Source organism: Terasakiella sp. 4MB5A (assembly GCF_050058155.1).
GTDB classification, from domain to species: domain Bacteria; phylum Pseudomonadota; class Alphaproteobacteria; order Rhodospirillales; family Terasakiellaceae; genus Terasakiella; species Terasakiella halodenitrificans.
The window spans coordinates 172,499-192,308 of sequence record NZ_CP188815.1; the positions used below are offsets into that span (position 1 = coordinate 172,499).

General features: G+C 47.0%; 21 protein-coding genes and 1 pseudogene. 13 read left to right on the top strand and 9 right to left on the bottom strand.

The features are described from left to right. Nucleotides 1-241 precede the first annotated feature (241 nt). The 10 genes from ACI0FF_RS00820 to ppa all read left to right on the top strand — a co-directional run bounded on the left by ACI0FF_RS00820 (nt 242) and on the right by ppa (nt 7,888). Complete coding sequence (locus ACI0FF_RS00820) at nt 242-607, top strand: YraN family protein (RefSeq protein ID WP_419798270.1); 366 nt, start codon at nt 242-244, stop codon at nt 605-607. Next, entirely contained in the window at nt 604-1,230 is a 627-nt protein-coding gene (locus tag ACI0FF_RS00825) for a BON domain-containing protein (RefSeq protein ID WP_419798271.1), read from the top strand. The genes ACI0FF_RS00820 and ACI0FF_RS00825 overlap by 4 nt, the downstream gene beginning before the upstream one ends. Beyond that, the gene (locus ACI0FF_RS00830) at nt 1,227-2,072 is read left to right on the top strand and encodes a tetratricopeptide repeat protein (protein ID WP_419798272.1); all 846 of its coding nucleotides are present in this window, start codon (nt 1,227-1,229) and stop codon (nt 2,070-2,072) included. The genes ACI0FF_RS00825 and ACI0FF_RS00830 overlap by 4 nt, the downstream gene beginning before the upstream one ends. 99 nt (nt 2,073-2,171) lie before the next feature. Continuing rightward, nucleotides 2,172-3,113, top strand: a complete 942-nt coding sequence (gshB, locus tag ACI0FF_RS00835) for a glutathione synthase (RefSeq protein ID WP_419798273.1) — start codon at nt 2,172-2,174, stop codon at nt 3,111-3,113. 20 nt (nt 3,114-3,133) lie between these two features. Further along, nucleotides 3,134-4,063 carry an alpha/beta hydrolase family protein gene (locus ACI0FF_RS00840; protein ID WP_419798274.1) on the top strand — a complete coding sequence of 310 codons (930 nt, stop codon included), beginning with the start codon at nt 3,134-3,136 and terminating at the stop codon, nt 4,061-4,063. 66 nt (nt 4,064-4,129) lie between these two features. Continuing rightward, nucleotides 4,130-4,822, top strand: a complete 693-nt coding sequence (locus ACI0FF_RS00845) for an EI24 domain-containing protein (RefSeq protein ID WP_419798275.1) — start codon at nt 4,130-4,132, stop codon at nt 4,820-4,822. Nucleotides 4,823-4,837: 15 nt separating this feature from the next. After that, a complete protein-coding gene (locus tag ACI0FF_RS00850) occupies nt 4,838-5,476 on the top strand; it encodes a bactofilin family protein (protein ID WP_188662423.1) in 639 nt (212 codons plus the stop codon). Between the two features lie 15 nt (nt 5,477-5,491). Next, on the top strand, nt 5,492-5,950 hold the full coding sequence (locus ACI0FF_RS00855; RefSeq protein WP_419798276.1) for a hypothetical protein: 459 nt from the start codon (nt 5,492-5,494) through the stop codon (nt 5,948-5,950). Further along, nucleotides 5,947-7,278 (top strand): AmpG family muropeptide MFS transporter, encoded by a 1,332-nt coding sequence (locus ACI0FF_RS00860; RefSeq protein ID WP_419798277.1) that lies wholly within the window; start codon nt 5,947-5,949, stop codon nt 7,276-7,278. The genes ACI0FF_RS00855 and ACI0FF_RS00860 overlap by 4 nt, the downstream gene beginning before the upstream one ends. Nucleotides 7,279-7,360: 82 nt before the next feature. Next, nucleotides 7,361-7,888 (top strand): inorganic diphosphatase, encoded by a 528-nt coding sequence (gene ppa, locus ACI0FF_RS00865; RefSeq protein ID WP_417819454.1) that lies wholly within the window; start codon nt 7,361-7,363, stop codon nt 7,886-7,888. A gap of 66 nt (nt 7,889-7,954) precedes the next feature. Here the strand turns inward: ppa and ACI0FF_RS00870 are convergent, their stop codons facing one another. Next, nucleotides 7,955-8,923, bottom strand: coding sequence for an OmpA/MotB family protein (locus tag ACI0FF_RS00870; protein ID WP_419798278.1), 969 nt, complete (start codon nt 8,921-8,923; stop codon nt 7,955-7,957). Between the two features lie 6 nt (nt 8,924-8,929). Then, entirely contained in the window at nt 8,930-9,736 is an 807-nt protein-coding gene (locus ACI0FF_RS00875) for a motility protein A (protein ID WP_417819456.1), read from the bottom strand. A gap of 393 nt (nt 9,737-10,129) precedes the next feature. On the opposite strand from ACI0FF_RS00875, the gene ACI0FF_RS00880 reads away from it, so the two are divergent. Further along, entirely contained in the window at nt 10,130-10,849 is a 720-nt protein-coding gene (locus ACI0FF_RS00880; RefSeq protein ID WP_419798279.1) for a substrate-binding periplasmic protein, read from the top strand. On the opposite strand, the gene rlmN is transcribed toward ACI0FF_RS00880, so the two are convergent. The 5 genes from rlmN to petA all read right to left on the bottom strand — a co-directional run bounded on the left by rlmN (nt 10,846) and on the right by petA (nt 16,083). Then, nucleotides 10,846-11,985, bottom strand: a complete 1,140-nt coding sequence (gene rlmN / locus ACI0FF_RS00885; RefSeq protein ID WP_419798280.1) for a 23S rRNA (adenine(2503)-C(2))-methyltransferase RlmN — start codon at nt 11,983-11,985, stop codon at nt 10,846-10,848. The two genes, ACI0FF_RS00880 and rlmN, sit on opposite strands and share 4 nt — an antisense overlap. A gap of 164 nt (nt 11,986-12,149) precedes the next feature. Further along, nucleotides 12,150-12,959 (bottom strand): hypothetical protein, encoded by an 810-nt coding sequence (locus tag ACI0FF_RS00890; protein WP_419798281.1) that lies wholly within the window; start codon nt 12,957-12,959, stop codon nt 12,150-12,152. A 504-nt stretch (nt 12,960-13,463) separates the two neighbouring features. Next, nucleotides 13,464-14,270, bottom strand: coding sequence for a cytochrome c1 (locus ACI0FF_RS00895; protein WP_419798282.1), 807 nt, complete (start codon nt 14,268-14,270; stop codon nt 13,464-13,466). 1 nt (nt 14,271) lies between these two features. Beyond that, the gene (locus tag ACI0FF_RS00900) at nt 14,272-15,516 is read right to left on the bottom strand and encodes a cytochrome b (protein ID WP_419798283.1); all 1,245 of its coding nucleotides are present in this window, start codon (nt 15,514-15,516) and stop codon (nt 14,272-14,274) included. Between the two features lie 12 nt (nt 15,517-15,528). After that, the gene (gene petA / locus ACI0FF_RS00905; protein WP_419798284.1) at nt 15,529-16,083 is read right to left on the bottom strand and encodes a ubiquinol-cytochrome c reductase iron-sulfur subunit; all 555 of its coding nucleotides are present in this window, start codon (nt 16,081-16,083) and stop codon (nt 15,529-15,531) included. 293 nt (nt 16,084-16,376) lie between these two features. On the opposite strand from petA, the gene ACI0FF_RS00910 reads away from it, so the two are divergent. Further along, nucleotides 16,377-16,835, top strand: a complete 459-nt coding sequence (locus ACI0FF_RS00910; protein ID WP_419798285.1) for a tRNA (cytidine(34)-2'-O)-methyltransferase — start codon at nt 16,377-16,379, stop codon at nt 16,833-16,835. Nucleotides 16,836-16,846: 11 nt separating this feature from the next. Here ACI0FF_RS00910 and ACI0FF_RS00915 read toward each other — a convergent pair whose 3' ends face one another. Further along, complete coding sequence (locus tag ACI0FF_RS00915) at nt 16,847-17,671, bottom strand: hypothetical protein (RefSeq protein ID WP_419798286.1); 825 nt, start codon at nt 17,669-17,671, stop codon at nt 16,847-16,849. A gap of 161 nt (nt 17,672-17,832) precedes the next feature. Here ACI0FF_RS00915 and ACI0FF_RS00920 point away from each other — a divergent pair, with 161 nt between their 5' ends. Then, on the top strand, nt 17,833-18,444 hold the full coding sequence (locus tag ACI0FF_RS00920) for a LysE family translocator (RefSeq protein ID WP_419798287.1): 612 nt from the start codon (nt 17,833-17,835) through the stop codon (nt 18,442-18,444). A 569-nt stretch (nt 18,445-19,013) separates the two neighbouring features. On the opposite strand, the pseudogene ACI0FF_RS00925 reads toward ACI0FF_RS00920, so the two are convergent. Beyond that, nucleotides 19,014-19,792, bottom strand: a pseudogene (locus ACI0FF_RS00925) (IS5 family transposase). Between the last annotated feature and the right edge of the window lie 18 nt (nt 19,793-19,810).

Here is a 19,810-nt window from a genome sequence, read left to right on the forward strand (position 1 = left end):
GTTAGTTCGGGATTAGTTCGGGGGACCGTTTAGTTCGGGGATTTAGTTCGGGGGACAGTTACCGAATTACTAGCCTAAGCTTTTCATACCTCTTTCAGAAAATGAAGGAGAGCACTATGGCACGTTTAGCGCGCGTAACAATACCGAATTTACAAATTCCGGGACCAGCCTCAAAATTATATGACGTCTTAAATTCTAATCTCACCATAAAAAAGCCCCCGACCCTTCCCTAACCCACCCTATGATGGACAAAAAATTAAAAGCGGTGCGTTTCGGGCGTTGGGGGGAAGAGCTGGCGGCTTGGACTTTGCGTTTAAAGGGATATCGGATCCTTGCGCGCAATCTGCGCACACGCGCCGGAGAAATCGATATTGTCGCGCTAAAGGGGCGTACCCTTTGTTTTATTGAGGTAAAATCGCGCCCCAGTCTTGATCTGGCCTTGCAGTCTTTTTCCGTTGCCCAACAAAAACGTCTGATTGTCGCAGCCGAGGCTTTTCTTTCTACAAATCAGCGTTATGCTGATAGGGATATTCGGTTTGATTTTATGGCAATTTCACCCCATAGATTGCCCAGACATTTGAAAAACGCATGGTACGACGAAAGATGATCTCCCGTTTTGTTTTTTTAAGCTTGAGCTGCCTTATCCTCATGGCCTGCACGCCGATTGGTGTTTTAACCACTGTCGGCACGACGGCCGGGGCTTACGCATTGGAAGAACGCGGGCTGGAAGGGGCGACAAACGATTTGGGGCTGAAAGCCGACATTATCGGGACATGGGCACAGGAAAAACTGTCTTATGCTTCTGACTTATCAGTGATTGTCTATAATGCCAAGGCGATGGTCATGGGCGCGGTTGAAAGCGAAGAAGAACGCGCCAAAGCCATTGCTCTTGTCTGGAAAGTGGATGGTATTAAAGATGTTTACAACGATATTGTGCTGAAACGAGAAACCGGTATTGAAGATTTCACCCATGATACCTTGATTAACACACGTTTATTTGCTGCCCTGACGTTTGACGGGCAAATCATGGATATTAACTATAAATACGATACTGAGGGCGGAACGGTTTATGTCATCGGTTTCGCCCAAAGTCATGGGGAACTGCGTCGGTTTATTGCCCATGCCAAATCCATCCCATACGTGCGCAAAGTTGTTTCACATGTCGAGGTCAAAGAAAGCAAATCCATGTATCGTCCGAAAGAAGAAAGAGTCCTGAGCGACGCATCATGACACTCCCCGGTCAAATCCAACATGGCTTTCAGTCGCTTGCACAACAGGATGAAGAAACCTTCAATCTGTGTGAAGCAGGTCTTTTGGTGGGCAAAGTTCTCAAACCGTCACTTGATCTGAGCCGTTACCGCGATGAAATCGAACGCCTGTCGCAAGATCTCAACACACGGTTTCAAGGCTTGTGCCTGCATAACGACCCCTTACAGGCTAAGGTCGAAGCCCTGCAAACCCTGTTCTGCAAGGAAAAAGGATTTCAGGGGGATGAAGACGCCTATGATGATCTTGATCATATGAACATGGCCTGCCTGCTGGATGAAAAATACGGCACTGCCCTGTGTCTGAGTATGCTGTTCATTCATTGTACGCGGCAATGCGGTTGGGCGGTGTTTGGACTAAACTTCCCCGGTTATAGCCTGATTTGTATTGAACATGGGGCAAAACGCGCCATCCTCGACCCTTTTCAGGGCTGCATTGAATTGGATGCCTATACCCTGCGCCAAATGATCAAGGTTCTGGGGGGTGCCGAAGCGGAATTACAACCGCTTTTCTACGATGCGATGCCGACCAAAACACTGTTTATCCGTCATTTAGGGGCCATTAAGGCGCATTTTTTACGTTGTGATCAAGTGTCGCAAGCCCTTGAAATACTAGAAATTTGTCATATTCTGGAACCAACATCGCCTGCCTTTTGGCGCGACAGTGGCCTGCTGCATGCCCGCATCGGTCAACTATCCGATGCCATTCAAGCATTGAAAACAGCTTTAAAATATACAACGGATATGGATGCCATTCATCATACCGAACGTATTCTGAAAGATTTACAAGATAAGGTCCAAAGTTAGTCTCAACAGACTTCACAACTTTTTTATCATCAACGACTGGCACCGCCTTTTAAGTTGGTCTATATCTGGTTTCATATCATTTTAAGGTGAGGAAAACATATGTCCCTGCGCGTTGCCATCCAAATGGACCCGATCGAGACCATCGATATCAATGGTGATTCTACTTTCGTGATGGGACTTGAAGCCCAAAAACGCGGCCATACGCTTTTCCATTACCACCCCAAAGATTTAACCATGCTGGATGGTCGTGTGGTGGCTTATGCCCGGCCTATGACGTTGAAACGCGAACATGGCAATCATTATGAATTGGGTGCGGCCCGTTGGATTGACCTGTTGGACGATGTCGATATCATCTTGATGCGTCAGGACCCACCGTTTGATATGGCCTATATTACGGCTACGCATTTGCTGGAACATGTTCACCCTCAAACCTTGGTCGTTAACAACCCGGCGGAAGTGCGCAACGCACCGGAAAAACTGTTTGTCACCAAGTTCCCCGACCTGATGCCGCCCACCCTGATTACTAGCAACAAAGAACAAATCGAACGTTTTCGCGATAAACATAAAGACATCATCGTCAAACCCCTGTTCGGTAATGGCGGGGCCGGGGTTTTCCATATCAAACCGGGGGATGAAAACCTCAATTCCCTGATTGAAATGTTTAGCGAACTTTACCGTGAACCGATCATGGTTCAGGCCTATTTGCCCGATGTACGCAAAGGCGACAAACGCATTATCTTAATCGATGGGGTTGCAGCTGGTGCCGTCAACCGCATTCCGGCAGAAGGTGAAGCGCGCTCTAACATGCATGTCGGTGGACAGGCGGCAAAATCCGACCTAACCGCGCGCGAACGTGAAATTTGCGAACGCATCGGCCCGGAATTAAAGGCACGCGGCATGATTTTTGTCGGTATTGATGTGATCGGCGATTATCTGACTGAAATTAACGTCACGTCACCCACTGGCCTGCAAGAAATCAATCGTTTTGACGGATCCTGTCTGGAAAGCCAGATTTGGGATGCCATTGAAAATTATAAATAATCTTAGCTAAAGCCCGACTTATGACCTATCACGCCGGATTTGCCACACTGCGCGCAAGTGACCGCGACGGCACCGTTCCCTGCGCCTTGTGGTATCCCACCGAAACACCTGCCCAAGATTTGCGCCAAGGTGTTTATCAGTTTCATGTTGCCAAAAACGGCGATATCGCACCGGGGGTATTCCCCCTTGTCGTCATGTCGCATGGGTCCGGCGGGACACGTTTCGGACATTGCAAAACGGCGGAGTTTCTGGCCGAGAACGGTTATATCGTGCTGGTCCCGGAACATCCCCATAACAATTTTTTCGATGACAGCGCGGTCGGTTCTGCCCGATCCTACAGTGGACGTTCACGCCATTTGAAATTGGCACTGGATATGATACTTGCAGATAATAAATGGGGCCCGGTTATTGATCCGCAAAAAATTGTTGTTTTCGGCTTTTCACTGGGTGGATTTACGGCCCTGACCTGCGTTGGGGCCACCCCTTATGTAAAAGGATTGGCTCAACATATCCGCATGAACCGGGAATTCGATCCCATTTTTAGCGGATATGAAGTCATTGTGCGCGATGGCTTTGACGAGGAATACCTGCCTGTGACCTATGATCCGCGCTATAAGGCCTGCATTGCCCTTGCCCCGGTCAGCGGCGGTTTGTTTCCACCTGCCAGTCTGCAAAATATTACTGTCCCTGTTCAAATTTTTCGCGCAGAACACGACATGATCCTGCGCCATCCGTTTCATAGTACAGAAATCAGCGAAAACCTGCCTAACGGATGCGATTATCACGTTACCAAAAAAGCCGGGCATTTTTCCTACCTGTCCCCGGTCCGCGAAGACGTGAAATCCCAACTCGGTGAACTGGCAAACGACAATCCCGGGTTTGATCGACTGGCTGAACATAATAAAATTCACGCCTTGATTGTCGATTTCCTGAACAAAGCCCTTTCCTGAGGGCGATGATCGGGCTACATAAAACACTCATCCCTCGAATCGATATAAAGAACACGATAGAGTCCCATGATCTCCGCTTTTACAAAATCTTTCGCGCAATTACCCGATCCCACTTTTCGAAAAGTCATTTTTCTGGGCGTTCTCGGTGCTTTGGTTACGTTTTTGCTGCTTTTCAGTGCGGTAACGGGCTTTTTATTTGAAAGCGTGCTGGTTAATATTCCGTGGGTGGATACTGCAATTGATTGGCTGGGTTCCATTGCAACCATTGCCGTTGTCTGGTTGCTTTTTCCTGCTGTGGCTTCTGTCATTATCGGCTTTTTGTTGGAAGATATTGCCGAAGCTGTTGAAAAGAAACATTATCCCGGCCTGCCCCCTGCCGATTCTATCCCTTGGGGAGAAACACTGGTCGAAGCCATTAAATTCGCAGGGGTGATGTTGCTCCTCAATATTCTCGCTTTGCCGATTTATTTACTGTTTCCGGCTGTGAACCTGCTGGTCTTTTATTCCCTTAACGGCTATTTAATAAGTCGAGAGTATTTTGAATTGGTTGGCCAGCGCCGTGTCGGCGTCAAGAAAGCCAAAGCTTTGCGTAAAGCCTATCAGGGTCGATTGCTGATCGCAGGTGCATTGACTGCTTTCTTGTTGACGATTCCTCTGGTAAACCTATTGGCACCCGTGGTTGGCACAGCCGCCATGGTGCATCTTTTCCATCGCTGGCGACAGGAGCCGAAATTCCTGATGCTGGAACAGAGTTCTTAAGGAGTATGTGTGAGCATGTTTGGGCGTAATAAAAACGGCGACAAAGCATCCACCGAAACAAAAACTGAGCAACCGGCTGCACAGACGAATAACGAAGACAAAGTCGAGCAGTTGCCGCCTTTGAAGCCGTTTTCGTCAAAAGGTACACATACCCCGGCCCCGCCAAGTAAACCGGCTGTACCCAATGCGGCCTCTTCTGGTTCCTCACCCGGTTATCGCCCGGATATTGCGGCACGCCGTTTAATGGATATTCCCGGTGCAACACCGCGCCGTGGCGATCAACGCAACTATCAAGACCCGCGCACTTTGACCGTGGGCCGTGAAATCTCGCTCAGTGGCGAAATCACCGCTTGTGAAACATTGGTTGTTGAAGGCAACGTGGATGCCAAAATCACCGATGCGCGTGTTCTGGATGTCTCTTCCCACGGGGTTTATACCGGCAGCGCCCATGTGGAAGAAGCCTATATCTCCGGCGTGTTTGATGGCGAACTTTATGCTTATAAAACCCTGACGGTTCGCAGTGGCGGCCGCGTTAAAGGGAACGTGCGCTATGGTCGGATCGTTATTGAAGAAGGTGGGGAAATTTCCGGTTCTATGGCCACGCTCAGCCCTGATGAAATTGCGGCAGCGCGTAACGACGACAGCAAAACCTGATTTAGCAAGATCGTGATGTCATTTTCCAATCGCGCCGTTCAAGCCCTTGCCTTGTGCGGCGCGTTGCTACTTTCCGCCTGTGCCAGTCCTACCAAACAGGACATGTATGGCGGGGAACGTCCGCAACAAACCACCCCACAGGTAAAAGTTCAGACAAAACCAGACATTCCAGGTCTGTCCCCTCGACGGCTGGCAGCGATTAAGGAATACGGGCTGGAAAAGGCAAACCCAGATAAGCTCATTGGCCTCGATGGATTTGAAGTAAAACAAGCCCTTGGTACAGCCGATTTCATTCGTAAGGATAGTGGTGTTGAAATTTGGCAATATCGGGCTAAACACTGTATTCTGGATCTGTTTTTATATCAAAATGGTGCCCATCTGCGGGTTGATCATACCGAATTGCGCGGAAGCCTCCCCAAGGAAAAAGCAACAACCAACTGTTTTCATCAAATCGTTATGGATTTGAGATCATGAGAAGCTGGTTGGACGCGTCAAAAATCTATTTCGATCGACGAATTCTGGCCATTCTCTTTCTTGGTTTTTCCAGCGGGCTCCCGCTTTTGCTGGTCTATGGGACCCTGTCTTACTGGTTAGGGGTTGAAGGCGTTTCGCTGGCAACCATCGGCTTTTTCTCACTCGCACGCCTGCCCTACACTTTTAAATTTCTGTGGGCACCGTTGATCGATCAGGTTCGTCTGCCTATTCTCCATCGTTTGATCGGACATCGACGCAGTTGGGCCTTGGTCTCGCAAATCTTTCTGATCCTGTCCATTTTTGGACTCGGTCATTCCGATCCAGCTCAAACACCCGAGACAACGGCTCTTTTTGCCGTATTTGTCGCCTTTTTTTCCGCCACTCAGGACATTTTGATCGATGCCTATCGCATTGAATTGCTGAAAGACGATGAACAAGGCGCAGGCGCTGCCATGTACGTCAATGGATATCGACTGGGTATGTTAATCGCCGGGGCAGTCGCAATCGGGCTCTCAGACTGGATTTCCTGGCCGTTGGTTTATACCATTATGGCCGGATTGATCGTCATCGGCATGATCACGGTTTTATTAAACCGTGAACCGGAAAATCTTGCGGCTCAACAACAATTGGAACAACGTAATCTCCACAGCGCCCAATTGATTGCAGACGGCAAAGCCCCGTGGCTGGCAGCCCTGATAGCCAATTTCAAAATTGCGGTCATTGAACCCTTTAAAGATTTTATGACACGGGCTGGATGGATTTGGGTACTGGTCTTTATCGTCCTTTACAAGATGGGCGAAGCCATGCTGGGGGCCATGGCCAATCCGTTTTATTATCAAATCGGTTTCAGCGCGACCGAGATTGCCTCTGTCACCAAGGTTTTCGGACTTGGGGCAACCATCATTGGCGGTATGATCGGCGGGATCGTCGTTTATCGTTATGGCATTATGCGGGCGTTACTCTATTGCGGGATTGTTCAGATGCTTTCCACCTTGTTATTTGCCGTACAGGCCGAGGTCGGACACAATGTCCCCATGCTTATGGCGGCAATTTCTGGTGAAAATATCACTGCTGGCATGGCAACAACCGCCTTTGTCGCTTATCTGTCCAGCCAATGTAATTCCGCCTATACGGCGACCCAATATGCCTTGCTCAGTTCTTTTATGGCTGTACCGCGCGATATGTTTGCTGCCCTGTCCGGCATTATGGCAGATCAACTGGGGTGGACCTTCTTTTTCATTGCCTGTTCGGCCATTGCCCTGCCCGCCTTGCTTCTGCTGGCGTGGATGCAGCGCAGATATGATACAGTGGTTGATAATCCTGCTTGATAAAAGGGTGCCTTTTCGCTATCGTGCGCCTGCAATTTAGGGGGCGCTTTCGGGGCCCACAGTAACAGTGTGAGGAAAATCCATGGATATCAAAAAGATTCCTGTTGGCGATGCACCGGAGTCCGTCAACGTAATCATCGAAGTTTCTGCCGGCTCTACACCGGTGAAATACGAATTTGACAAAGACAGCGGCGCGATATTCGTTGACCGTTTCGTTCATACGCCGATGCATTATCCGGCAAACTACGGCTTTATTCCGCACACATTGTCTGATGACGGTGACCCGGTTGACGTTTTGGTTCTGGCACCGGAAAGCATCATTCCTGGTGCAGTTATCGCCGCGCGTCCGATCGGTGTTTTGATGATGGAAGATGATGGCGGTATGGACGAAAAAGTTCTGGCCGTTCCGACTAACAAAATGCACCTGATGTATGCAGACGTGGCAACACACACAGACCTGCCGCAAATCATCCTTGATGAAATTGCGCATTTCTTCCAGCACTATAAAGACCTTGAAAAAGGGAAATGGGTGAAAATCGCCGGCTGGGAAGGCGCAGAAAAAGCCAAGCAGCTGATTCTGGAAGGTGTCGAACGCGCCAATAAAGGCTAAGTTCCTACCAGATAAAGAAAAAAGCCCGATGGGATGAACCATCGGGCTTTTTTTGTTTAAATCTATTTATTGCGGACGGCCTATTGAATTCATCTGAATTTTATTTAATTCATCCGCCATTTCTTTTTCCCGTTTGGCTTTTTCTTCAACCTCACGACGGCGTTGTTCCAAATCGGTTTCTTTAACACCGGGTAACAATTGTTTCTGACCTTCTTCAATGGTCCATACCCGGCGACGTGGTTGCATTTTCTCTAAGATTTTCTGCGCGTCCTTGGTGTTTTCAGGAACTTCAATAGAAATTTCTACGCGACGGTTTTTTGCGCGTGCCTCAGGTGTTTTATTTTCAATTAACGGGCGGGAATCCGCATAACCTTGTGATGTCAGGCGTTTTTTCGGGATTTGACCAGAACGCAAGAAATAATGCACAACCGATGTTGCCCGCGATGATGACAAATCCCAGTTCGAGCGATATTGCAGGGTTGAAATCGGAATATCATCTGTGTGCCCCCCAACTTTAATGTCCCCTGGTGTGCGCGCCAAAACTGGAATAATTTTATCCAGCGTCGCATAAGATGCTGGTGCTAATTCCGCCCCACCGGACTGGAATGCTGTTTCTGATGGAAAACGTACAATAATACCTGTGTTGGTTTCTTGTAATTCCACCAAATTATTAGCAAGATCTGCCTGTAAGGAACGACGAAGCTGGGCCACCATTGCTTCGCGAATGGCTTCGGTTTGCGGGATGTCCATTTGCACCGATTTCACACCGGATAAAATACCGCGTCCACCAGATAGATTGGATTGTTCATCCGTTTGAAAATCCGCATTCTGGTTAAAGGCTTCCCGCATAGGTCCCGCGTTTTTCTGGAAGCTATTATCATTTACTTCTGAAAAGGATAGCAAAAGGACAAATAAGGCAAACAGCAACGACATCAAATCAGCATAAGTCACCATCCAAGCCGGAGCGTCCTTGTTATGCTTGATATTTTTTGACCCATCAAGGGTGTCGTCTTTGGTGTCTTCAGATGTCGTCATCCGCTCTTAGCCCCGCTTTTTCGCATCGCGACCGGCGGTGTAACTGCCACCCGTCCCCATTTGGCGTTGTTTTTCAGGGAGGTGCGGTTCCAAAATTTCCAACATTGCCGTTGGATTTTGCATTTGCTGAATTTGGAAAACACATTCAATAATCAAGGAACGCAACGCTTTGTCTTCGGCTGATTTTGACTCCAGCTTATCAGCAATCGGCAAAGCAATCAGGTTGGCAATCAACACGCCATAAAGGGTCGTCAACAACGCGACAGCCATTGCCGGACCGATTGTGCTGGGGTCTTGCATATTGGCCAGCATTTGAATGAGACCGACAATTGTTCCGAACATGCCAAATGCTGGGGCAGAATCGCCAATTGCCCGGAAAATTTTACCCCCAATTTCTTCGCGTTGAATGGCCATCGCCATTTCTTGCGTCAAAATTTTTCGAATATAATCAAGATCACGTCCATCGGCACAAAGCTGAACGCCTTTTTTAAAGAACGGGTTTTTCAGGTTATTTTTTTCAATTGTTTGAATGCCGTTCTTGCGGGCCCGTTTGACAAGTTGAATTGCCTGGCGGATGTAGTCGCGCGGCTTTTCTTTCTGAACTGTAAAGGCTGCGCGTATCCCAATTGGAATGGAAATAAAGATCCCTGACAAAGGAAATTTGATCAAAGTTGCGGCAAATGTCCCGCCGAAAACAATCAGAAAACCGGGAATATTGAAAAAGATGGCGATATCAGATCCCGTCAGGATCGCTAGCGTGACAACTGTCAAACCGATTATCAGCCCGGCAATGGTTGCAAAATCAAACTGCATAGATCTCGATCCGCCTCTATTATATTTTTTCTTCTCATTCGAATATTCGATTTTGCAACCTCACACTCTATCTTGCAAGAGGCAAAAATCATCACATTCGCTTATAATTCCGTATGTTAGGCCATTCTTTCAGAAATTTCACCCATTTCGCAACTTGTCGTTGGTGAAAATATTTAAAAAATAACTGTAACGCATAAAGAGAATTGCAAAGTAAAACTGATAAAACACACAACTTCCCGTATCTGGTTTTACGGACTTTTTGTTTTTTCACTTTTTTTGCAATCCTCTTTCATAGATACTATCAAGACATTAATATTTCTTTAGCTCGCAAAGATCGGGGTTGTTTTGTGCAGAGCGTTTAAGTTATTCGCCATTCTTCTCTTGTTTTTAGGTTTGTTTGCACAACAAGCTCAGGCACGTCCTTTGCAGCTCTGCACCCATGCCGGTTTTGAGCCTTATGTCATTCAGGGGAAAAATTCTTTAACCGGAATTGATATTGAAATTGTCCTCAACATTTTAAACAATCTGGAACAATCTGCTGAGATTAAAGCCTATCCGTGGAAGCGTTTGATAAGCCTTATTGAAAATGGGGGATGCGATATGGGCTTTTCTTTATTTGATACAGACGAGCGACGTGATTTTGCCCGTTATCTCTTTACCGTCCCCATGCATTATTCCACCTTCAGCGTCTTTGTACTTCGTTCTAATTCCTTAAGATTTAATAGAATTTCAGATTTTTTCAATTTACGTATCGCACATAATCGTGGGTTTGCTCTATCTGTCGGGTTTGAACAGGCGATTGCAGATAGAAAGATAAAACGTCTGCAATTCGATGATGCAAAGAATGCCATTAAAATGCTGGAGAATGGGCGTATAGATGCCATTATAGATAATGAAGCCCGTTTTAGATATTACCTGAAAAAACAAAATAAGCTGGGGAAAATAAAATCCCTAAATATACCGTTTATGCCGCATCAACCCGCTTTTCTTGTCATATCTCGTAAATCTAACATGAAAGATATAGACAAGATCAAGCGCCGATTCGAGAAGGAGCTTAAAAAACTTCATCTCAACGGAACCATTTTAGCGATTAGCAATAAATATTTAAATTAAGATCCTGTTTGACCGAGGAGATGTTCTTCTTCTTGAATGTCTGCTTCTAAGCGTGCCTTCAATCGCGAACAACGCGTGCGTTCACTTTCCGATTTCAACTGTCCACAGGCTGCTAGAATATCTTGGCCACGTGTCACACGAATCGTCGCGGTATAACCGGCCCGGTTCAAAATCTCCGTAAATCGCTTCTGTGTTTTACGGTCTGAACATTCATATTCACTGCCCGGCCACGGATTAAACGGAATGAGATTGAATTTACACGGGATACCTTTAACCAAGCGTGTTAACTCACGTGCATCTGCTTCGGAATCGTTAATCCCTTTCAACATGACATATTCAAAAGTCACGCGGCGCGCATTAATCGCGGCCGGATAATCGCGCACGGCTGCCATCAGTTCTTTGAGCGGGTATTTCTTATTGATCGGCATGATCTCATTGCGCACATCATCTCGGGGCGCATGCAAGCTAATCGCCAATTCAACATCTGCTTGTTCGCCAAGGCGGCGGATTTCAGGAACAACACCACTGGTTGACAATGTGATACGTCGTTTGGATAAAGAGATACCTTCTTGATCCATCAGGATTTTCAAGGCCTTCACCACATTATCAAAATTATAAAGCGGCTCCCCCATGCCCATCAGGACGATGTTTGACAACAAACGCTTATCACCGGGCGGAGACGGCCATTCATTATAACTGTCACGCGCAGCCATAAATTGACCGACAATTTCAGCCGCACTTAAATTTCGCACCAGCAATTGTGTGCCCGTATGACAGAACTTGCACGTCAGCGTACAACCAACCTGAGAGGAAATACAAACCGCACCGCGTTCTTCTTCCGGGATGAAAACCGTTTCCGCTTCGTTGTTATCGTCAAATTTAAACAACCATTTACGTGTCCGGTCTACAGAGGTCAGTTCCTCTGAAACATGTGGGCGGGAAATGATGAAATGATCTGCCAATTTTCCATGTAAGTTTTTGGAAATATTGGTCATTTTTGAAAAGTCAGTGACGCCGTAATGATAGATCCATTGCCAGATCTGTTTGGCGCGAAAGCCTTTTTCACCAATACGTTCCATTTCGGCCTTTAGCTCTTCACGGCTAAGGCCGACCAAGTCGATGCGTTGGTCGCTCATTTCATTAATTTCCTGAGTATTGTGCTCGGTTATTCCAAGCGGTCGGCGCATCTATACAGGAAAATGGTCTTGATTGCAAATCCCGTCATTGGAAAGACTATAAAAAGGATAGGGCAAGGTCAACTTGCTCTGTGACGACGTATTTACAATCAACCGATCGCTTCTTATTTTCTAAATACCTTAATCTGATCGATGATATAGCGACCCATTTTCAAACGCAAACCATTCACTTCTTCGCGTAAATTCAGGAGTGCACCGGCAACACCTGCCGTTTCTGTCATGTTTGATTCAACCAGCGTGCGCAACATTTGCATATCCTGTTCCAGTTTCAGGGTACGGGCGGATTGTTCCTGTGCACCGCGTTCCAGATCACTGGTGCGTTGACGGGTGTTTTCCAAATCAGTTCGTACAACACGTACCTGACTGGCTAAATCTTTCAAGCCCCCTTCGCCTTCAACGATTTCCATTAAATCGGCCATGTCTTTACGCACGGCATATAAGGCTTTTTGGTAACCCGATATTTCCCCACGCATGACATCAACTTCTTTATGAACATCGTCCGCTTTCATCGCGGCGCGTTCCATACGTTGTGTCCGCGCACGAATGCCTTTTAATTCGACCTGTTGGCGTTCCATCGCCAGATAAGCTTGTTTCAAAAGGGTGCGGATATTTTGAATATCGCCTGCTTGAGCCTGACTGGGTTCACGTGCTACGTCATGAATACGTTCCACCAGCTCATCAACCGTCCCCTTCAAGGCTTTATAACGGGCTTTGGTGCTATCACGCTGCAAACGCAGCTTATTCATTTCCAGTTCACGTTCTTTGAGATATTGCTCATGACGTTTAACAGCATCCGGGCGAATTCCAAATCGTTTTGCAGCAGATGCCAATCCCGGTGTTAACGGCGAACGGCGCAAAGGCGTAATATTTTGCGTTTGTGCGGTTTCCACCAAAATCTGTTGTGCCTGTGCCATATTTTTCGCTCTCCCAAACACGTAACATGCTTATAAAACAAATCCATTCGACCTATCATGACGCAAAAAAATGATCAGATGGTTAACAGGAATATTTTTTATGGAGAAAGAGAAAGAACCGATAAACGAAAATCGAGGGGAGGGGAGATAGAGGGGGCTATCCAAACAAATTGGGCGGAGAATCAAAAACTCAAAGCGCTCTGAGGCAAGTCACAAGAGGGTGGGATATTGAGTGACAATGAGCTTTTAATCCTCCTATTTTGTTCGTAAATATTATTTTCGAATATCGGTTCTAACAGGGATAAACTGTGTGTTTACAAGTTGAGTATCCAATAAAAATGCAGTCCTGTATATCCGCACGAATACTTGCGTAATAACCCGATCCGTAAGTTTACTATTATTCAAAAGTATCAATTAAATGGATAATTTATCTTAAACAAAAAAACCGCCGTACTTCAATCGAAGCACGACGGTCTTTTAAAATCGTCAGGTTGCAAAACGAACTTAGTGTTTTACATTTGCCCAAATTTTACGCTTGAGCGCATAAAGCATAGCTGTCAGAACCAACAGGAACAGCATAACTTTCAAGCCCAAAGACTTACGTTCGTCCAGCTCAGGCTCAGCAGCCCAGTTCAGGAACGCAACGATATCTTCAGCATGTTGTACAGCCGTTGCTTCGGTGCCGTCTTCATACTCAACCATTTCGTCCATGATTTGCGGCGGCATGGAGGAATAATAGCCAGGGAAGTAGACATTGAAGTTTTTGTCTTCGTTTAAGACAAAACCTTTTTGATTTAGAACTTCTTCCGGCACTTCATCCATATAGCCCATCAGGAAGCTATAAATATATTCCGGACCACCCAAACGGGCTTTAGCAATCAAAGACAGATCTGGCGGCAAGGCGCCGTTGGCATCTGTTGCCGCTGCATCGTTCGGGTAAGGGCTGACAAATTTATCAGATGGTTTGGCTTCACGTGTGAAGAATTCACCATCATCATTTAACAAAGCACCTGCATCGCCATGTGGCAGGCGGATTTCTTTTTCCGCTGCAATTTCCTTGATCTCATCTTCGCTGAAACCCAATGCGGACAAGTTACGATAAGCAACCAGACGCAAGGAGTGACAAGCCGAACAGACTTCGTTGTAAATCTGGAAACCACGACGCAATTGCTTTTGATCGTATTGACCGAAGAAACCTTCGAACGACCAGTTTACATCCTTCAGTTCCGGCACATAAGCGCCACCGGAAGCCTGGGCTGCACCGGCACTCAATGTCAGGGCCGCAACAGCAGCAATAAACAGTTTACGCATGTTACGCGTCCTCCGATTTCTTGAGTACGGCAGCGGAAATGCTTTCCGGCAAATCGACCACTTTCTCGATCTTGCTCATCAAAGGCAGGATCACAAGGAAGTGTGCGAAATAGTACAGGGTCGCAAGCTGCGCCATGATGATGTAAGACCCTTCGGCCGGTTTTTTACCAAGGTAGCCAAGGAAAATACAATCAAGGAACAGGATCCAGAAAAACCATTTGTAAACCGGACGGAACTTACAGGATTTTACTTTAGAACGATCCAGCCACGGCAATACCATCAGCAGAATGATGGAAGCAAACATCGCCAAAACACCACCCAGTTTCGCCGGGATAATGAAGATGTCGAATGTAATCGCACGCAAGATCGCATAGAACGGCAGGAAGTACCATTCCGGCACGATGTGCGGCGGTGTGACCATCGGGTTCGCAGGGATATAGTTGTCCGGCTCACCAAAGAAGTTCGGTGCCCAGAAAACAAAGAACAGGAAGAACATAAAGAACAGACCCATCCCGAACAGATCTTTGATCGTGAAGTACGGGTGGAAGGGAATGCTGTCTTCCGGCTGTTTCATTTCAACACCCAGCGGGTTGTTGGATTTCACAGCATGCAAAGCCCACAGGTGCAAACCAACAACAGCAAACAGAACGAACGGCAACAGATAGTGCAGAGAGAAGAAACGGTTCAATGTCGGGTTATCAACAGAGAAACCACCCCACAGCAACGTTACAATAAAGTCACCAACGATCGGGAAAGCTGAGAACAGGTTGGTAATAACGGTCGCGCCCCACAGGGACATTTGACCCCACGGCAGAACGTAGCCCATGAAGGCCGTTCCCATCATCAACAACAAAATAACAACGCCGAGGATCCACAGGATTTCGCGCGGGCCCTTATAAGAACCGTAGTACAAACCACGGAAAATGTGGATATAAACGACGATAAAGAACATGGAGGCGCCGTTCATATGGATATAGCGGATTAGCCAACCATAGTTGACGTCACGCATGATGCGTTCAACAGAATCAAACGCCATATCAACATGCGGCGTATAGTTCATCACCAGAAAAATACCGGTAACAACCATCACAATTAAAACAGTGAGCGCAAGGGAACCAAAGTTCCACCAGTAGCTCAGATTGCGCGGCGTCGGATAGCCGGCAGTGGAGTGGTGCATCAAAGAGAAGACCGGTAGACGATCATCAACCCATTTGACGACTGGGTTATTCCATTCAGGAGAACTCATTTATCGGGCCCCTTATCCAATCTTGACGTGTTCGTCGTCGAGGAATTCGTACGGCGGAACGGCGAGGTTCAACGGTGCCGGACCTTTGCGAATACGACCAGACGTATCATAGTGAGAACCATGGCACGGACAGAACCAGCCACCGAAATCACCGCGCGGATCGCCGGGTTTCTGACCAAGCGGCACACAACCCAAGTGGGTACATACACCAATCAAAATCAGCCATTCCGGTTTTTGAACACGATCAGCGTCTTTTTGAACGTCAATCAGAGACGCACTGTCGTCTTTAACGGCTTGTTCGATCTCTTCCGTGCCACGGTGGCGAACAAATACCGGTTTCCCGCGCCATACTACAGTGACGCTTTGCCCTTCCTCGATCTGGGAAATATCTACTTCTGTGGTAGATAACGCCAGAACGTCAGCAGCAGGGTTCATGCTGTCAACGAAAGGCCAGATCGCGCCTGCAACGCCTGCCGCACCCACGGCGGAAGTCGCCAGCAGCAGGAAGTCGCGGCGGGATTCACCGTCTTCCGTCTTATTCTCTACGTTAGTAGCCGTATCAGCCATGTTTTACCTCATTTTTATCCCCGAACGAGAATCGGGGTGCCCAAGTCGTTGCCTTTAATCAAACAGATGAACATCTGTGATATCATGGTGTCTTCTAAAATGAGAAAAGACACAATGACAAAACTCAATTAACAACGTGACCCGACCTAAAATGAAGGACGAGTCGCGCATCCGTATAATGCATTTCGCCTGACAAGAAAAGGTTTAACCTGTACAAATCCATGAAATTATGTTGCGAATTGCCTTAATTCAGGTGTAGTTAATAACGACTCTCAATTGTAAGGATTTTTTACGTGCGTTTGGCTCTCTTTCAACCCGATATCCCGCAAAATACCGGAACCCTGCTTCGACTCGCGGCCTGTATGAACATTGGTGTCGATATTATTGAACCCTGTGGGTTTGTTCTTGATGACAAACGTATGCGTCGCGCCGGGATGGATTATCTGCATCGCGTGGATTTAATTCGTCATAACAGCTGGGTAGCGTTTGTTGAAGCCAAACAAAAACAAGGCGGCCGGTTGATCCTGCTGTCAACCAAAGCCGCCCATATCTATACCGAATTTGAATATCGCTCTGATGATACCTTATTATTGGGGCGTGAAAGCCAAGGTGTTCCTGCTGAGGTCCATGACCACGCCGATGAACGTCTGATTATTCCGATGGCAGAGGGGATGCGTTCCATCAATGTCGCCATCAGCGGGGCAATGGTTCTGGGGGAAGCCTTGCGCCAAACCGGTGGCTTCCCCGGCTAAATGAACGAGTTTTAAGTCTTTAAGGGATAAAGGCTGCGATAATCCGCCGGCTTGACAATTTTCCCCAACAGGCAACACAGCGGATCATGAAAGGCACAAATCAGCTTGCCGCACCATGACCCTTTTTTTGACAGGCCTAAGCGAAATTTCACTTCTTTTGTCCGATGGTGAACAAACGGGACGATCAAGGCCGTTGCGAATTTGGAACGGCGCATCAATCGGACATAGGGCACCGCCCAAAAGTGATATCCCTCCATAAAAGACGGCGGTAAATATTTATGTGCATAGACAAGACAGGCTTTTTGATCAAAAGAAGACATCAAACCTTGTGTTCCCATTTCTGTACAAATAACTTTTGCACCCCCTTCGCCACCATCACCATTGGCTTCCGAGCCGTCTGTGTCAGACGCAGAACCGACACCTTCGCCAGTATTTCCGCCATCGCCACCTTCATGGTTTTCTTTGGGGATCTCTTTCTTTTTTTGCGCTTTACCATCAGTTTGCGCAGACGCCTTCGCTGTCTGCGAACCCCCTGTATCTGAAATTGTTTGCTCCCCACTGATCGGATTGCTCCACGGGGTCAACTGACTGTCAGTGGTCCCGGTTGTCTGTAAACGACTTGTCTGGGCCGTCGCAGAGACCGGCATACTATTGTTTATGTTTTGTTCTTCTTTTTTTGAAGTGACCTGAACCGGTTGTGATCGTCTGCGTTCAAATTCCGCAATCGTAATTGTTTGAGAGGCATTTCTCCTGTTCTCATAGTAACCTTGGCCTAAACGGCCCATTGCATCGGGAACATAGACCCAATCCTGTGCATTAAAAACTGTTTCTGACATGAGTTCCTACTCCTGTTTTAAATAATCAGCTCTCTCTATTTAAGGTATTTATTCCTTTTAGCAACCCTTATTGGAAAAAAATCATATGGCTTATCTCATAAAACAGATGCATCCCCTCTTTAAATCAGGCACCATATCTTTGACTTGAAGGAGAAGAAAAAATGAGTCTGGAATTTCTCATCACGGCTTTTATTGTGGTGCTTCTGCCCGGTACCGGCGTTATTTATACTGTTTCCATTGGCTTGTTTCGGGGAACAACCTTTTCCTTATGGGCCGCCCTTGGCTGTACGTTCGGTATTGTCCCGCATATCTTGGCTTCTATTCTTGGGCTCGCCGCGCTTATGCATACCAGCGCGTTTGCCTTTCAAACGGTTAAATATGCCGGCGTGGCCTATCTTCTTTATCTCGCCTATGGCATGTGGAAGGAAAAAGGCACACTATCCGTCAAACAAGTCGATCAACAGAAAAACGGGGCACGTATTGCGCTACATGGCACATTGATCAATGTGTTGAATCCCAAACTCTCCATCTTTTTTCTCGCCTTTTTACCGCAATTCATCACTGCGCAAAGCCAAACGCCTCTTTTGGATATGAGTATTCTCAGCTTGACCTTTATGGGGATGACATTTGTGGTCTTTGTCATATACGGCTGTGCCGCTGCATGGATGCGCCGCTATGTAATGGAAAATGAACGCCTGCTCGGCTGGCTCCAACGCAGCTTCGCCGCCGCCTTCGTCGCTCTTGGGATTAAACTGGCGTTTGAAGAACGTTAACCCTCTGGACTAAAAGCAAATATTTTCTGGCTTTTTCGTAGGCCAGTGAAGAGTTCGTCAAAAAATGGGGGCCAAAACCTAAAAAATAATATAATTTCGAGGCTGACCCCGGAATTTGGTTTGTTGTCGTCTGTTTCCTCGTTGGGTTATATGATGAGGTAAATTCGGTATTGTTACGCGCGCTAAACGTGCCATAGTGCTCTCCTTCATTTTCTGAAAGAGGTATGAAAAGCTTAGGCAAGTAATTCGGTAACTGTCCCCCGAACTCGTCCATTTTTTGAACAAGAAGTAGAATATTTAGCTGACAAAGAATTTAGCTTTGGGAAACGGGATGACGGATTATGGGAGGCATATAAATGACGACTAATAGATACGAAATTAAAGAACACATAAGGTCTGACCTAGGGCAAAAACTTCGAAGTAAATATCGTGATTACCTTCACGATGTTGCCATGTGTGCTTTCAACAGCAAAGATAACCTACTAGGAATAATATTATTTTTCCATACCGAAGACATGAAGGAACAAGCAAAACTGGATGGAATCGTATCCAATATAAAGGAGTTTTGCCTAGGTCCTGTTGACAAAATATTTTACCCATACCCGAATTGATGTGACCTGCACGAAGCCAAGGAAACTGAGCATCGTCTTGTCATACCGAGTTGCAACCCGGCGAGCATTTTTGAGTTTGTTGAAGCAGCGTTCAACCTGATTTCTCAAGCCATATACGAAATCATCAACGGGAGTGATTTCCTTTCGGTTTTTCCGCATTGGGATCATGGCGTATCCACCGCGTTTCTCCATATCGTCCCGAATGGAGTTTGCATCGTAGCCTTTGTCTGCCAATAGAACCTTGGCATCTGGACCACCCCATTCCATCAATGGAGCATACCCTTTGTAATCTGATGTTTGGCCTTCGCTGATTTCCAGAGCTATTGGCAAGCCTTCGGCATTTGTTCGAAGGTGTATTTTGGACGTAAAGCCACCTTTTGAACGGCCGAGACCCTCTTTTTGAGTCCCCCTTTTGCCCCAGCAGCCTGATGATGGGCTCTGATGATTGTGCTATCTATCATTTGCACTGTATCTGGAACGGCTTTGGCATCGTTCAAGGCATCCAGTAGAACATCCCAAACGCCGAGCAATGTCCAGCGGCGGAATTGACGATAAACAGAGGACCATTTACCGAAGTAATTGGGGAGGTCACGCCAAGGTGCTCCTGTCCGGGCAATCCAAAAAATACCATCAAGAGTGAGGCGGTGATTTGAGGGAGGACGGCCAGATTTTGGCCCTTGGGCATGAAGGAATGGCTCGAAGAATAACCATTCATCGTCGCTCATCAAATTCCGCATAGACTTCTCCTCATAAAA